Below are 13,163 nucleotides of genomic sequence, written 5' to 3'. Positions count from 1 at the left end.
TTCTTACCTTCACCCGTCCATGACCGACTCCTCTCCCGCCCGCGCAAACGCACCTGCCACATCCACTGCGCCTTCCCACAGCGCGTCCTCTGCAGCCGATGAGGCGCCCGGCGGCGGCAACGGCCTGCTGTGGGTGCTGGTGGCCGTGGCCGTCCTCTTCGCCGTGCTGCGGCCCCGCGCACCCATGGACTACCTGCGGCTGGTGGACTGGCAGACCGTGGGCGCGCTGGCGGGTCTTTTGGCCATCACCCAGGGCGTGGAGAAAAGCGGCATGCTGCAGGCCACCGCCCAGCGGCTGCTGGGCCGCGTGACGGATCTGCGCAGCCTGGCGATGCTGCTCACGGCAGGTGCCGCGGTGCTGTCGGCGCTGGTCACCAACGACGTGAGCCTGTTTTTGCTGGTGCCGCTGACCCGCGTGCTCGCCACCCAGGCCGACCTGTCGCTCGCGCGGCTGGTGGTGCTGCAGGCACTGGCGGTGAATGCGGGCTCTGCGCTCACGCCCATCGGCAATCCGCAGAACCTGTACCTCTGGCACCGCTCGGGCGAGAGCTTTGTCGGCTTCATGGGGATGATGGCGCCCACGGTGGCGATCATGCTGTTCTGGCTCTTCGTGGCGGTGTGGGTGCTGGTGCCGCGCACCGCGATCACGCTGCGCCCTGCGACCGAGGCCCCGGCCGTGCAGCCCCGGCTGTTGACGCTGGCCGGCGTGCTCTTCGTCGCCTTCGTGGTGGCGCTGGAGCGGCACTGGCTGGTGGCCGGTTTGGCGCTGGTGTTCGGCGCATTCCTGGTGTTCTACCCGCGCGTGCTCAAGGGGGTGGACTGGGCGCTCCTGGCCATCATCGCGCTCATGTTCGTGGACCTGCGCCAGCTGGCCGAGCTGCCCGCGGTGGCCCACCTGCTGCAGCACGCGCCCATTGCCGAGGGCTGGCGCGCGTACCTGGCGGCCATCGTCGCCTCGCAGTTCATCAGCAACGTGCCTGCGGCCATCCTGCTCGACGGCCCGGTGCGCGACCTGCCCGCGCTCGCCGCCGGGGTGAGCGTGGGCGGCTTCGGCTGTGTGCTGGGGTCGCTGGCCAACCTGATCGCGCTGCGGCTGGCGCGCCTGCCCCACGGCCTGCGCGAGTTCCACAAGATCAGCATTCCCTTCCTCATCGTGTGTGCGCTGTCGGCGCTGTGGCTGCGGATGGGGTGATGCGGGGGCGGCAATGGGGGGGATGGCCTGTGCCACCTGTCCGCAAAGCGGACGCCAGGGTGTCCCCCGCGCATGCAGCCAGCCGGCGGTGCAACGATGCAAGTGGTTGATTTGAAAGGGAATCGTGCCTGGCACGCAATGTGAGTACAGCCAGGGCATTCCCACCCACTGGAGTTGATCCATGCGACATTCCCTTCGTCCCCTTGCCCTGTGCGCAGGCCTGTGCCTGGCAGGTGCTGCCTGGGCCCAGCAGCCCCCACCACCGCCTCTCGCGCCGCCACCAGCCGGCGCAGCGGTCCCCGGTCTCGCAGGCGCACCCGGTGCCCTGCCACCGCCCGGCGCACGCCCCGCGCGGCCGCTGCCGCCGCCGCCGCCGCCCGATGCGGCGCAGCAAGGCACGGCGCCCGTCATCTCCGGCCAGCTCAAGCGATGGCTGGTCAACCCCGGCGGCGACGTGGACGGCCTGCTGCTGACCGACGGCACGCAGGTGCAGTTGCCACCCCACCTCTCGCCAGCCTTGCTGCAGGCCGCACGGCCCGGCGACACGGTGCAGGTCAGCGGCTGGCGCGCACCCAATGCGCCGGTGCTGCGCGCCGTGCGGCTGACCGTCGGTGGCCGCACGGTCGAAGACACGCCACCCGCCCTGGGCAGCGCCCCTGCGCCGCGGCCCGACCCCGCTGCGCTGGCAGCGATGAGCGCCAGCGGCCGCGTGGCCCAGGTGCTGTACGCCCCCGGCGGCGAGGCGAACGGCGTGCTGATGGACAGCGGCACCATCGTGCGCTTTCCGCCGCATGTGGGCACGGCCATGGCTGCGTCATTGCAGCCGGGCAGCACCCTGTTCGCACGCGGATGGGGCTCTCGCGGGCCGCATGGCAGTGCGCTGGAGGCCACGGCGATGGGCCCTGCTGCCGACACGGCCCGTGAACTGTTTGCAGGCCCTGGCGTAGAGCCACCGCTGCCCGGCTCGCGTGGAGCCCAGCCGCCCCAGGCCGGTCCTGCGAGACCTGCAGGCGCCGGTCCCAAGGGTGGCCCCGGAGCACGCGGTCCTGCCGGCCCCAAGGGCCCCCGCGAGCCAGGCGCCGGACCTGCAGGTCCTGCCGGTGTCCCGCCGGCAGCCGGGCCGGGAGCGCCCATGGCGCCGCCAGTACCACCTGTGCCAGCCCCGCAGCCCGCGTCGTGACCTGTCGTCAGGCCGGCGGTGTCGCAGCCGCCGCCTGACGGGTCCCTGCAGCGTTGTCAGTCCTTTTTCTCTTGCATTTTTCTTTCCCGTTTTTCGTTCACTTCACACAAGGATTCCCATGCCCGCCCAACCCCATGACATCGACGTCTGGTCCGTCGAAGGCCAGTTCCAGCACCTGATCTACAGCCCCAAGGGCACCATCGAAGGTGTGCTGATCGACAGCGAAGGCGCCCCCGCCCAGTTCGTGTGCGACGCGCACGACAGCGCGGCCCATGCCGCACTGGCGGGCCTGAAGCCCGGCCAGGCCGTGGTCATCGAAGGCACCGTCGCCGAGCCCTCGCCCAAGGGTGAAGCCGAGCACGAGGTCTACCAACTGGAGCGCGTGGTCTCGGTCGACGGCAAGCCCGCCGCGCCGCACCACCACCCCGGCCACGTGGCAGGCACCGTGGCGCGCCTGAACTACGCCAGGCACGGCGAGCCCAACGGGGTGGTGCTGGACACCGGCGACTTCATCCACACCAAGCCCGACGGCCTGAAGCACCTGGGCCTGAAGGTTGGCGACAAGGTCAAGGCCGAGGGCGATGTGCGCCCTCTGGCCAACGGCGGCGGCCAGGTGGTGCAGGCGCGCACGGTGAACGGCAAGCCCGTGGGGCCCGGCCATGGCTGATGCTGGCGCGGTAACTGCCGGCGGTCTGCCCGCTGGCGGCAACGCTGGCGCGGGCCCGGCAGCGGTGCCGGGCTCGCTGATGGCGCTGGCGCTGCTGGCGTTCTTCATGGCCGATGTGCGCGACGGCCTGGGGCCGTTCCTGGCCACCTACCTGCAAAAGAGCCAGGTGCAGCAGGAGCTCATCGGCTACACCATGACCGCTGGCGGCCTGGCGGGCATGGCCATGACGCCGCTGGCCGGCGCGTGGGTGGACGGCTCGCGCGCCAAGCGCCTGCTCACGGTGGTGGCGGCGCTCGCCATCCTGGCGGCCAGCGCGCTCGCGTTTTCGACGCTGCAGGGCACGTGGCTCATCGCATCACAGGTGGTGACCGGCGTGGCCGGGGCGTTGCTGGCGGCCACCATGGCCGCGCTCACGCTGGGGCTGGCGCGGGCTTCGGGCTTCAAGCACCAGACGGGCCGCAACGAGGCCTGGAGCCACGCGGGCAACATGGTGTCGGCCATCGGCGCGGGGCTGGTGGCGCACTGGTTCGGCGCGCACTGGATCCTGGCCGTGATGGCAGCGATGACCGTGGGCGCGGTGCTGGCGGTGTTGTCGATCCGCGCGGGGGACATCGACCACCAGGCCGCGCGCGGCTGCGAGTCGCCCGAGACGCTGGGCGAGCATGTCGAGCGCGGCACCGGCTGGGGCGCACTGCTGTCCAACAAGCCGCTGCTGCTGTTCGGCATCACCTGCCTGTTCTTTCACCTGGGCAATGCCGCGATGCTGCCGCTGCTCAACCAGCGGCTGGCCGCCACCGTGGCCGATTCGTCGCCGCTGCTGTGGACCGGTATCGCCATCGTGGTGGCCCAGGTCACGATGATCCCGGTGGCGCTCTGGGTGTCGCGCAGCAAGCGCTTCGACGTGGCGTGGTTCGTGTACGCCGCCATCCTGGTGCTGCCGGTGCGCGGCGCGCTGGCCTACCTCATCGCCGCCGACTGGGGCAACGTGCCGGTGCAGATCCTGGACGGCCTGGCCGCCGGCGCGCTGGGGGTGGCCACGCCGCTCATGGTGCAGCGCTTCACGCAGGGCAGCGGCCGCTTCAACACCGCGCTGGGCCTGGTGATGACGCTGCAGGGCGTGGGCGCGGCGCTCAGCCCCACGCTGGCCAACTCGGTGGTGGGTGCCGGGCAGCACTTCGGCCTGGCCTTCGTCGCGCTGTCGGTGGCGGCGCTGGTGGCATTGCCGATGTTCTGGTGGGCGCAGCGGCACGCGCCGGTGATCGATGGTGCGGTTGCTATTGATTAGATAGCTGCTTGCGCAATGGCAGCGAGCGCAAGGCCATGAAATGGCCTTGAACTGCGTGGTCCACCGCGCACCCGCCGGTGCTCACCGCTTGCTGCTTCTGGTGCTGCTGCGCCGTGCCAAGCCGCGGCCCTGCAGCACCGGCTCGGCGGCCAGGCGGTGCCGTGCGAACTCCACAAAGGCCCGCACCTTGGCCGGTGCGCGCCGCCCCGCGGGGTAGACGATGTGCACGGGCACCGGGTCGGGCTCATGCTCGGCCAGAACGATGCGCAGGCGCCCTGCGCGCAGGCTGGCGGCGGCCTGGTAGGCCAGGCAGCGGGTGAGCCCCAGGCCCGCCTCGGCCGCGGCGATGTCCACCTCGTTGCTGTTGCTGATCCAGGCCTGCTGCGGTGTGCCCGTGGTGCCATCGCGAAACCGCCAGGGCGAGGGGGCCCGCGCGTCGAACGAGAACGCTATCGCGCGGTGCTGGCCCAACTCGTGCGGGTGGCGCGGTTCGCCGTGGCGCGCCAGGTAGCCGGGCGACGCGACCACCATGCGGCGCAGCGCGCCCACCTGCAGCGCGGTCAGGCCCGAGTCGTGCAGGTGCGCGATGCGCACGGCCACGTCCATGTCCTCCTCCAGCAGATGCACCACGCGGTTGACGAACAGCGTGCGCGCCTGCACCCGGGGATGCGCCTGCAGGAAGTCGAGCACGATGGGCGCCACATGCTGAATGCCGAACATCTGCGGCGCAGTGATGGACAGCAGCCCCTGTGCCTCGGCCTGCGCGCCGCGCGCGGCCTGCTCGGCCTCGTGCAGGTCGCTCAGCAGCGGGCGGCAGTCGGCCAGAAAGCGCTCGCCCGCCTCGGTCAACCGCACCACGCGCGTGCTGCGCTGAAACAGCAGCACCGACAGGCGCGCCTCCAGCGCCGCGATGGCGCGCGTGACTGCCGCCGCCGAGCAGCCCAGCCGCCGCCCCGCCACCGCAAAGCCGCCCGCATCGGCCACCGCTACAAAGCAGCGCAGGGTTTCCAAGTGGTCCATTGTTTCGATTTTTGCAATTTTGAAAGTCGCACTATCGCTATTCACACCGTAGTGCGCAATAGATAAGGTCGAGTCCTGCACAACTTCTGACACCAAGGACACGACACCATGGCCCCCACCCCACCCATCACGCTGTACCGCATGGCCGTGTCCGGCCACTGCCACCGCGTCGAACTGATGCTGTCCCTGCTGGGCCTGCCCTACCAGCTGGCCGAGGTGAACCTGCTGCAGGGCGAGCACCAGCGCGCAGAGCACCTGGCCCTGAACGCCCTGGGCCAGGTGCCCGTCATCGTGGATGGCAGCGTGGTGCTGAGCGACAGCACCGCCATCCTGGTCTACCTGGTGCAGCGCTACGCCCCCGGCAGCGCCTGGATGCCGCAGGACCCGGTGGGCCAGGCGCGCCTGCAGCGCTGGTTCAGCCTGGCCGCCGGGCTGCTGGCACCGGGCGTGGCCGTGCCGCGCTTTGCCGCCATCACAGGCAAGCCCTTGAACGCAGCCTCCCAGGCCATCGGCCAGCGGCTGCTGGCCTTCATGGAGGGCGAGCTGCAAGGCCGCACCTGGCTGCTGGACGGCGACGCGCCCACCCTGGCCGACATCGCCATGGTGAGCTATATCTCGCAGGCACCCGTCGGTGGACTGCCGCTGGCCGCCCATCCGCGTGTGGCCGCCTGGGTGGCGCGCATGGAGGCCCTGCGGGGCTACGTGCCGCTGGCCGACCGCCTGCCCAAGGCCGCTGCAGCGGTACCCGCATGAGCGCCGGCCTGCGGCCCCCTGAAGCCCCGGCCTTCCACGCGGGCGAGCAGGCCCTGCAGGACCGCGTGGGCGTGCGCGAACGCATGGGCGAGATCGGCCCCATGGTGCTGCGCGACCACATGCCCGACCAGCACCGCGAGCTGTTCGAGAAGCTGCCCACGCTGCTGCTGGGTGCGCTCGACGCCCACGGCCAGCCCTGGGCCACCATGGTGGCGGGGCCCCCGGGCTTTGTGCACACGCCCGATGCGCACAGCATGCAGGTCGCGGTGCCGCCCGATGCGGCCGACCCGGCGCTTGCGCAGCTCGCGCCCGGCACCCCTGTGGGCGTGCTGGGCCTGGAGCCCCACACGCGCCGCCGCAACCGCATGAACGGGCGCGTGGCCGCCTTCGGTGCGCAGGGCCTGGCGGTGGATGTGGTGCAGAGCTTCGGCAACTGCCCCAAGTACATCCAGGCGCGCGCGCCCGGCCTGCGGGAGGTGGTGACCCCGCCCGCACCCCCACAGGCCCTGGGCCCGCAGCTCGACGCCGCCGCGCTCGCGCTCATCACCCGCAGCGACACGCTGTTCATCGCCAGCGCCTCGGCCGCGCGCCCCGGCGCAGCGCGCAACGAAGGCGTGGACGTATCGCACCGCGGCGGCGAACCGGGCTTCGTGCACGTGAAGCACACCGCCCAGGGCGTGGTTCTGTCGGTGCCCGACTACCCGGGCAATCTGTTCTTCAACACGCTCGGCAACCTGGCCCTGCACCCGCGGGCGGGGCTGCTGTGGGTGGACTACGACGGCGGCGGCCTGCTGCACGTGGCGGCCCGGTCCGAGCTGCTGTGGGACGACGCAAGCCGCGCGCCCTGGCCCGGTGCGCAGCGGGTGCTGCGGCTGCACGTGCTGGGGGGCGTGTGGCGGGCCAATGCGCTGCCGTGGCGCTGGACGGCGGCGCAGGCTGCGCCGCAGTTCGGGGTGCTGCGGGCGCGGGCAGCGGGGTAGCGCAACGGGGCAGGTGCGCAGCGGGCGCCCGCACCCTCGGTTGCGATTGAGCAAAAAGACGCGGCCCTGAGCCTCAACCGGTCTGGCAGGCTGCAGAATCTCGTGCACCCGAGCGCGTTCGCCCGACGTGGCTTGGGCCATCCATGCCTCTCCATCAGTCCATGTACTCGCCGGCTTCTCTGCAGACAACCAGATTCTCCTCAAGCGACGCGCAACGTCGTACCGCCCCATGACCAAGGCCACGCTGCACTACACCGACAAGCTGGTGAAAAACGCGGTCGCTGCGTTCTGGTGGCGAACCGTGGGCGGGAAGTTCATAGCGTCCCTTCTTTTCCTGGCGACCTACTTTGCGTACGCGCTAGCCCGTGGCATGCATTCGTGGACCACTGCGGCATTGGGCGTGCTGCTGATACTGGGCCTCGCACTGATTGGAGCGCTGTACGTGGTCCATCTGCGGGGCTCGCTCGCACGGTTTCGACGGATGCGGGTGAAGCAGGCTTTTTTGGAGACGACGCCGGACCGCCTGCGCTTGTCGTCGGACATGGGCAGCTCGGACGTGGACTGGTCTGCCGTGACCGAGGTCTGGCGCTTCAAGGACTTTTGGTTGCTGTTCTTCTCGCGTGCGCAGTTCGTCACGCTGCCGTTGGCCGACTTGAGCGATGAGGTACGGCACATCGTTCTGGACAGGGTCAAAAGCCATGGCGGAAAAATCCTGTAGCTGGACGGGTGGCTGGGCGCTGCGTGCCGTCTGCGGGTTGAGTCTGTGATGACGCCGCTCCTGAGAATTGTCATCGCCTTCGCTGCAGCGGCGATGGCGCCCGTCATCGCGCTGGCGCTCGGGTATCTCTTCGAGCAATTTCAGATGGTGGGGACAGGGGACCCATCCCTGTGGATTCGAACACTGGGGTTCATGTCCCTGTGCGCGCTCGTGTCGGCAGCTCACGTGGTCCTTCTCGGGATTCCAGCCTTTTGGCTGCTGTGCCGCATCGGCACCCTGAGGTGGTGGAGCGTGTTGTTGGCAGGATTTGTTCTGGGGTGCATGCCCATGGCCGTTTTTTCTTGGCCGCTGCGCGATTCGGACATGAAAAGTTCAGTGACGATCGGCCATGTCCAGACCGTCATCAGCGGGGTTCCGACCATCGCTGGCTGGCAACAGTACGTGGCTGTTGTTGCGTTGTTCGGGATCTGCGGCGCTTGTGCGGCTGCAGTGTTCTGGATGGTTTTCAGAGCAGGCCGTCACCGTGCTGTTGACTGACTGACGGTCATCGTCACGGGTCATCGGGCCGCATCTGCAGTGCCTGCCGCGCTACGCGCTTGATGCACCCCGCCGCATCGGCTCGATCCGCTTGCGCGGCGTGGTCGCCTCCGCCTCCACCATGTGCCCGCTGCGTTCGTGCGCGCCGTGCGACAGCTCGGTGATCAGCGCGGCCTCGGGCAGGTTGCGCCAGTAGCGTGTGGGCATTTCCTTTTTCATCATCGTGGTCTTGAGCCGCGCGGGGTTGAAGATGTGGCGGTAGTAGGTGAGCCACAGCGCCTCGCCCGCGTCGGGCGGCGGTGCGTCGCTGCGCTGGCCGCCGGGGCCCACGTGCAGGTCGGTGCCGTCCCAGCGCACGCTGGCATCGGGCGTGAGGATGGCCCAGTGCATCTGGGTGAAGCGCCGCACGAAGAAGCCCGCGTTGGCCTCGGTGATGTAGTGGTCGGGCTCGAACCAGGCGACCTGCACGGTGTGGCCGTCGCTGTCGGTCACCGGGCGAAAGCGCACGAAGGCGTGCATCTTGTGCATGTCCCGCGCCACCGCGCGCACCATGTGGTGGGCCTGCATGCGGTCGGCGTCCAGCGGGTCGTGGCGCAGCGCGCGGTCGTGCGCCAGGCGCCACAGCAGACGGTACATGAGGGCAAAGCGCGCCGGGTTGCGGTGCAGCACCAGGCGCTCGCACAGGCGCACGAACTCTTCGGGCACGCGCGGCGCGGGGCGGTCGCTGCGGGGCTGCAGTGCGCTCAGGTCAAGCGGCGTTGACGCGGCAGCGCCAGCATCGATGCCAGAACCCGCAGTGGGACTGGCGAACAAGTCTTCCGTGACGTCCTGCGTGGTGAACCAGTCGACAGCCTGCGGCGGCACGCCGGCCTGCACCAGTGTGCGCGCCGCCCGGCGAAAGCCCGCCCAGTCAGTGGGATGGTCGAGGGTGACTGTGTGCTGTGCCATGGCTTATCGAGGCACGCGGAAAGGTGCGCCACGGACCGTTCGGGCTGAGCCCGTCGAAGCCAGGGCGCTGCCGCAGCACGTGGCCTGGGCAGGTCTTGAAGGCGCGTGGAGGGTCTTGCTGGCGCATCGTGGCATCGATAAACCCCTCAAAACAGACTGCGCTGCGCGGGCGGCGGCGCGAGGCGGGCCGCCAGGTCGGCGGCATCGAGCGCGCGGCCCGGGCGGTAGTCGGCCGCTTCCACAAAAGGCAGCACTTTCTTGAGCGGCACATGCAGCCGCGTCAAATCGGCATGCCGCAGTCGGCGCACGCGGCGGGCGGCCAGCAGGCGGTCCACCGTCTGCACGCCAAAGCCGGGCACGCGCAGCAGCAGCTCGCGCGGGGCGGTGTTCAGATTGACCGGGAAGCGCTCGCGGTGCGCAATGGCCCAGGCGAGCTTGGGGTCCATGTCCAGCGCCAGCATGCCGCCCTGGCTGGCGGGCACGATCTCGCCGTGGGTGAAGCCATAAAAGCGCATCAGCCAATCGGCCTGGTAGAGCCGATGCTCGCGCACGGTGGGTGGCGCGATGAGCGGCAGCGCGCGCGCCGCATCCGGGATGGGGCTGAAGGCCGAGTAGTACACGCGCCGCAGCCGGTGCACGCCGTACAGGCCAGCGCTGGTGGCCAGGATGGTGCGGTCGTCGGTGGCGTCGGCGCCCACGATCATCTGCGTGCTCTGCCCGCCCGGCGCGAAGTGGGGTGCCGCAGCGCGCCGCGTGAGAGTGCGTGTGGTGGCGGGCATCGACACCACCTTGGCGGCGGCCTGTTCCTTGCGCGCCTGCCGCGCGTCCTCGATGCGCACCGCCATGCGCGCCATCGACCGCTCAATCGCCGCGCTGTCCTTTTGTGGCGCCAGGGCGGCCAGGCCTTCGGGCGTGGGCAGCTCCACGTTGATGCTCAGCCGGTCGGCATAGCGGCCCGCACGCTCCATCAACTCGGGCGATGCATCCGGGATGGTTTTGAGGTGGATGTAGCCGCGAAAGTCGTGGTCTTCGCGCAGTACGCGGGCCACCTCGACCACCTGCTCCATGGTGTAGTCGGGGCTCTGGATGATGCCGCTGGAGAGGAACAGGCCTTCGATGCAGTTGCGCCGGTAGAAGTCGAGCGTGAGCTGCACCACTTCATCGACCGTGAAGCGCGCGCGCGGCACGTTGCTCGTCACCCGGTTCACGCAGTACAGGCAGTCGTACTGGCAAAAGTTGGTCAGCAGGATCTTGAGCAGCGAAATGCAGCGCCCGTCTGGCGCGTAGCTGTGGCAGATGCCCATGCCTTCGGTGGAGCCCATGCCCCGCCCGCCGACCGAATCGCGCGGCGCCGCGCCGCTGGATGCGCACGAGGCGTCGTACTTGGCGGCGTCGGCCAGGATGGCGAGTTTGGACTGTAATTGCACTGGATGAATTTACAGTATTTTCATCTCCGAGGCCAGCGCAGGGGCATCGCTGACAATGCCATTTGCTATTAAATTCGTAGCTGCTTGCGCTTGCTCATAGAGCGGTAGCGGCACAAAAGCATTTAATTTCGGATGCCAGTGTCTTCCTCAAGCCGCGTGCCTTCCGTGGCGACGGACAGGGCCCGGCGCGCCCAGCAGCGCCTTCCGCCTTCCGCCTTCCGCATCGCATATGCACATGCGGGCTCCGTACTTGCCCCCGCCTCTGAAGGACCTTGAACCATGAAACATTGCAGACCCGCCTGTGCGTTGGTGGTGGTCATGGCGCTGGCCAGCCTGGTCGCGGGCGCCGTGGCCCAGGAGCCCTACAGTCTCAAGACGGTCGAAGCCCGCCCGATTCCGCGCGACGACATCCTGCAGCTGTGGCGGGAGGTGGCCCTGTAGAAGTGCGCGGATGCGCGCAAGCGATTCAATCTGTGCTGGCGAAGTGCAGTTGATGCGTTGCTGAACGGCTTGTCGCAAGTCGCAAGTCGCATGCAGCGCACTGCGCGCCGCACACCGCAGCGCGTTGAATTGACTTACGTCGACGACGAAGCCCGGCTCCGGTCCCTGCGCAGCGCCTGCCGCAGCAGACGCGTGGCACGGTCGCGGATGCCGGGAGGGTGGCTCACCGACGGAGGGCTGGCCTTGGCCTCGGCACACGCCGCCAGAAAGTCCTGCAGGATGGCGGTGTCGTCCAGCGTGTCCGCCCCCAACTTGTGGAACTCGGGGTGCCACTGGGTGGCCGCGATGTAGCCGCGGCCTGGCGCCGATTGCAGGCGGATGGCTTCGGGCACGCCATCGGGCTCGCTCAGCGCTTCGACCACGAATTCCGGGGCCACGGTCTTGATGCCCTGGTGGTGAATGCTGTTGACGCGGGCGCGTGGATGGTCGGGGTACAGCTGCGCCAGGCGCGTGCCCTCGACGATGTGAATGTCGTGAAAGTGCTGGTCGTAGGTGGATGCATTGCGGTGTTGCAGCGCACCGGGGTGCTGGGTCTGCAGGTCTTGGTACAGCGCGCCGCCGAAGGCCACGTTGATCAGCTGCAGGCCGCGGCAGACACCGAAGATGGGCTTGCGAACCTCGGCAAAGGCTTTCACCACCGCCAGGTCGTACAGGTCGCGCACGCGGTCGCCGATCCACTCTTCGCGCAGCGGCTCCTCGCCATAGTTGCCCGGCCACACGTCGGCGCCGCCGTGCATGACCACACCGTCGAGCCACTCTGCGTAGTGCGCCAGCGTCACGTCGCCGCGTGCGGTCTCGCCTGTGGGGCAGGGCACCATCACCACCATGGCGCCGGCCGACATGATCCAGTGGGCGATCGACTGCTCCACGTACTGCAAGGTCTTGTTGGTGAACAGCGGGCGGGTGGGGTCGGCGTGCTGGAAACAGGCGGACAAACCAATCTTGAGGCGGCGATCAGCGGGCATGGATGGGGGGCTCCGGGCAGCACGCTGAAACGGTGCTGCGATTGCAGTGAACAGGTATCCAATTTGTAGCACTGCGGATGGGCCGGCGTCTGTAGGAGAGCGGCCTGCGCCCCTGCGCGTGCCAAACTTTTTGCGCTGGGATCGCGATGCAGTCCACGACACGATGCGTGTACGCAGGCAGCACCCGAATACCTGAGTACCTTGCGGCAACGCAGGCTTCGTCGACACCACAGACAAGCCGGCCGCGCGCGCATAGCCAATCGCGAAGGCACATGCAGTGCCTGGCCCCACAAGACCCGCCGACTAACAGGTTCTTACGGGCGCAGAGCCCCGAAGGTGCGACCATGGTGGTTCACGGGACGGCTGCCAGCCGGGACGGCGGGCACGGTCCTTCGCTTGAATTCTTCAAGGAGCATCACCATGCAAGTACAAGTCAACACGGATGACCACATCGAAGGCGGCGAATCTCTGAGCGAGTGGATCGCCACCGAAGCCAAGAGCCGGCTGTCGCGCTTTCAGGACCATGTGACGCGGCTGGATGTGTTTCTCAAAGACCTGGATGCAGGCAAGTCCGGTGCCAACGACAAGCGCTGCCGCATCGAGGCGCGCGTCACCGGCCGCCAGCCGATCTCTGTGGCCGACGACGCCAGCGAGATGGGCCGGGCGTTCATCTCCTCGATCGACAAGCTGGCCCGCGCGCTCGACACCGACCTGGGTCGCGCCAAAGACCGCCACGGGCGTGACACCATCCGCACGCTGGACGCGTCGGATGCCGCCGCCGCAGGTTGAGCTTGAATGTTGCAACCCATGCCCCGCTACCGCTCTCCGTTCATCATTTTGTTGCTATGTGAACGATAGCAACCGAAGGCGGCGCCTGCATTGCGCGGGCGCGCCTTCGCTGGCTGGGGCTGGCGCGCGGCGCAGCTCGGCACACAGCCACCCCGCGCCGTGCGGCATGGCGCCGGCGTATTCCCATCAGCCTGCGGCCAT

The 13,163-nt window shown here is 69.1% G+C and carries 14 protein-coding genes; 10 read left to right on the top strand and 4 right to left on the bottom strand.

Annotated elements, in window-relative coordinates:
* Nucleotides 1-19 precede the first annotated feature (19 nt).
* The 4 genes from ASF16_RS18920 to ASF16_RS18905 all read left to right on the top strand — a co-directional run bounded on the left by ASF16_RS18920 (nucleotide 20) and on the right by ASF16_RS18905 (nucleotide 4,324).
* Nucleotides 20-1,192 (top strand): SLC13 family permease, encoded by a 1,173-nt coding sequence (locus ASF16_RS18920; protein ID WP_056171005.1) that lies wholly within the window; start codon nucleotides 20-22, stop codon nucleotides 1,190-1,192.
* A 181-nt stretch (nucleotides 1,193-1,373) separates the two neighbouring features.
* Nucleotides 1,374-2,372: a hypothetical protein gene (locus ASF16_RS18915; protein WP_056171002.1), complete on the top strand. Its 999-nt coding sequence runs from the start codon at nucleotides 1,374-1,376 to the stop codon at nucleotides 2,370-2,372.
* Between the two features lie 118 nt (nucleotides 2,373-2,490).
* Complete coding sequence (locus ASF16_RS18910; protein WP_056170999.1) at nucleotides 2,491-3,039, top strand: hypothetical protein; 549 nt, start codon at nucleotides 2,491-2,493, stop codon at nucleotides 3,037-3,039.
* Entirely contained in the window at nucleotides 3,032-4,324 is a 1,293-nt protein-coding gene (locus ASF16_RS18905) for an MFS transporter (RefSeq protein WP_082517030.1), read from the top strand. The genes ASF16_RS18910 and ASF16_RS18905 overlap by 8 nt, the downstream gene beginning before the upstream one ends.
* Nucleotides 4,325-4,405: 81 nt before the next feature.
* Here ASF16_RS18905 and ASF16_RS18900 read toward each other — a convergent pair whose 3' ends face one another.
* Nucleotides 4,406-5,344 carry a LysR family transcriptional regulator gene (locus ASF16_RS18900; RefSeq protein ID WP_056170996.1) on the bottom strand — a complete coding sequence of 313 codons (939 nt, stop codon included), beginning with the start codon at nucleotides 5,342-5,344 and terminating at the stop codon, nucleotides 4,406-4,408.
* 108 nt (nucleotides 5,345-5,452) lie between these two features.
* On the opposite strand from ASF16_RS18900, the gene ASF16_RS18895 reads away from it, so the two are divergent.
* The 4 genes from ASF16_RS18895 to ASF16_RS18880 all read left to right on the top strand — a co-directional run bounded on the left by ASF16_RS18895 (nucleotide 5,453) and on the right by ASF16_RS18880 (nucleotide 8,332).
* Nucleotides 5,453-6,097: a glutathione S-transferase family protein gene (locus ASF16_RS18895; protein ID WP_056170993.1), complete on the top strand. Its 645-nt coding sequence runs from the start codon at nucleotides 5,453-5,455 to the stop codon at nucleotides 6,095-6,097.
* Complete coding sequence (locus ASF16_RS18890; protein WP_056170990.1) at nucleotides 6,094-7,077, top strand: pyridoxamine 5'-phosphate oxidase family protein; 984 nt, start codon at nucleotides 6,094-6,096, stop codon at nucleotides 7,075-7,077. The genes ASF16_RS18895 and ASF16_RS18890 overlap by 4 nt, the downstream gene beginning before the upstream one ends.
* 229 nt (nucleotides 7,078-7,306) lie before the next feature.
* The gene (locus ASF16_RS18885) at nucleotides 7,307-7,795 is read left to right on the top strand and encodes a YcxB family protein (protein WP_056170987.1); all 489 of its coding nucleotides are present in this window, start codon (nucleotides 7,307-7,309) and stop codon (nucleotides 7,793-7,795) included.
* A gap of 48 nt (nucleotides 7,796-7,843) precedes the next feature.
* Nucleotides 7,844-8,332 carry a hypothetical protein gene (locus tag ASF16_RS18880; protein WP_056170983.1) on the top strand — a complete coding sequence of 163 codons (489 nt, stop codon included), beginning with the start codon at nucleotides 7,844-7,846 and terminating at the stop codon, nucleotides 8,330-8,332.
* 51 nt (nucleotides 8,333-8,383) lie between these two features.
* Here the strand turns inward: ASF16_RS18880 and ASF16_RS18875 are convergent, their stop codons facing one another.
* Both ASF16_RS18875 and ASF16_RS18870 read right to left on the bottom strand, forming a co-directional pair.
* Nucleotides 8,384-9,280, bottom strand: a complete 897-nt coding sequence (locus ASF16_RS18875; RefSeq protein WP_056170980.1) for a TIGR03915 family putative DNA repair protein — start codon at nucleotides 9,278-9,280, stop codon at nucleotides 8,384-8,386.
* A 146-nt stretch (nucleotides 9,281-9,426) separates the two neighbouring features.
* Nucleotides 9,427-10,707 (bottom strand): putative DNA modification/repair radical SAM protein, encoded by a 1,281-nt coding sequence (locus ASF16_RS18870; protein ID WP_056170977.1) that lies wholly within the window; start codon nucleotides 10,705-10,707, stop codon nucleotides 9,427-9,429.
* Between the two features lie 279 nt (nucleotides 10,708-10,986).
* On the opposite strand from ASF16_RS18870, the gene ASF16_RS26270 reads away from it, so the two are divergent.
* On the top strand, nucleotides 10,987-11,148 hold the full coding sequence (locus ASF16_RS26270) for a hypothetical protein (protein WP_156372136.1): 162 nt from the start codon (nucleotides 10,987-10,989) through the stop codon (nucleotides 11,146-11,148).
* 134 nt (nucleotides 11,149-11,282) lie between these two features.
* Here the strand turns inward: ASF16_RS26270 and ASF16_RS18865 are convergent, their stop codons facing one another.
* Nucleotides 11,283-12,173: a gamma-glutamyl-gamma-aminobutyrate hydrolase family protein gene (locus tag ASF16_RS18865; protein WP_056170973.1), complete on the bottom strand. Its 891-nt coding sequence runs from the start codon at nucleotides 12,171-12,173 to the stop codon at nucleotides 11,283-11,285.
* Nucleotides 12,174-12,593: 420 nt separating this feature from the next.
* On the opposite strand from ASF16_RS18865, the gene ASF16_RS18860 reads away from it, so the two are divergent.
* Nucleotides 12,594-12,962 (top strand): HPF/RaiA family ribosome-associated protein, encoded by a 369-nt coding sequence (locus ASF16_RS18860; RefSeq protein ID WP_056170970.1) that lies wholly within the window; start codon nucleotides 12,594-12,596, stop codon nucleotides 12,960-12,962.
* The last annotated feature ends 201 nt before the right edge of the window (nucleotides 12,963-13,163 follow it).

This window comes from Acidovorax sp. Leaf78 (assembly GCF_001422735.1).
Classification (GTDB): Bacteria; Pseudomonadota; Gammaproteobacteria; order Burkholderiales; family Burkholderiaceae_C; genus Acidovorax.
This window is presented reverse-complemented; position numbering and strand designations above follow the sequence as displayed.

Coding starts and splice junctions, on each gene's coding strand:
- ASF16_RS18920 (WP_056171005.1), top strand. CDS start 20: ATGACCGACTCCTCTCCCGCCCGCGCAAACGCACCTGCCACATCCACT.
- ASF16_RS18915 (WP_056171002.1), top strand. CDS start 1,374: ATGCGACATTCCCTTCGTCCCCTTGCCCTGTGCGCAGGCCTGTGCCTG.
- ASF16_RS18910 (WP_056170999.1), top strand. CDS start 2,491: ATGCCCGCCCAACCCCATGACATCGACGTCTGGTCCGTCGAAGGCCAG.
- ASF16_RS18905 (WP_082517030.1), top strand. CDS start 3,032: ATGGCTGATGCTGGCGCGGTAACTGCCGGCGGTCTGCCCGCTGGCGGC.
- ASF16_RS18900 (WP_056170996.1), bottom strand. CDS start 5,344: ATGGACCACTTGGAAACCCTGCGCTGCTTTGTAGCGGTGGCCGATGCG.
- ASF16_RS18895 (WP_056170993.1), top strand. CDS start 5,453: ATGGCCCCCACCCCACCCATCACGCTGTACCGCATGGCCGTGTCCGGC.
- ASF16_RS18890 (WP_056170990.1), top strand. CDS start 6,094: ATGAGCGCCGGCCTGCGGCCCCCTGAAGCCCCGGCCTTCCACGCGGGC.
- ASF16_RS18885 (WP_056170987.1), top strand. CDS start 7,307: ATGACCAAGGCCACGCTGCACTACACCGACAAGCTGGTGAAAAACGCG.
- ASF16_RS18880 (WP_056170983.1), top strand. CDS start 7,844: ATGACGCCGCTCCTGAGAATTGTCATCGCCTTCGCTGCAGCGGCGATG.
- ASF16_RS18875 (WP_056170980.1), bottom strand. CDS start 9,280: ATGGCACAGCACACAGTCACCCTCGACCATCCCACTGACTGGGCGGGC.
- ASF16_RS26270 (WP_156372136.1), top strand. CDS start 10,987: ATGAAACATTGCAGACCCGCCTGTGCGTTGGTGGTGGTCATGGCGCTG.
- ASF16_RS18865 (WP_056170973.1), bottom strand. CDS start 12,173: ATGCCCGCTGATCGCCGCCTCAAGATTGGTTTGTCCGCCTGTTTCCAG.
- ASF16_RS18860 (WP_056170970.1), top strand. CDS start 12,594: ATGCAAGTACAAGTCAACACGGATGACCACATCGAAGGCGGCGAATCT.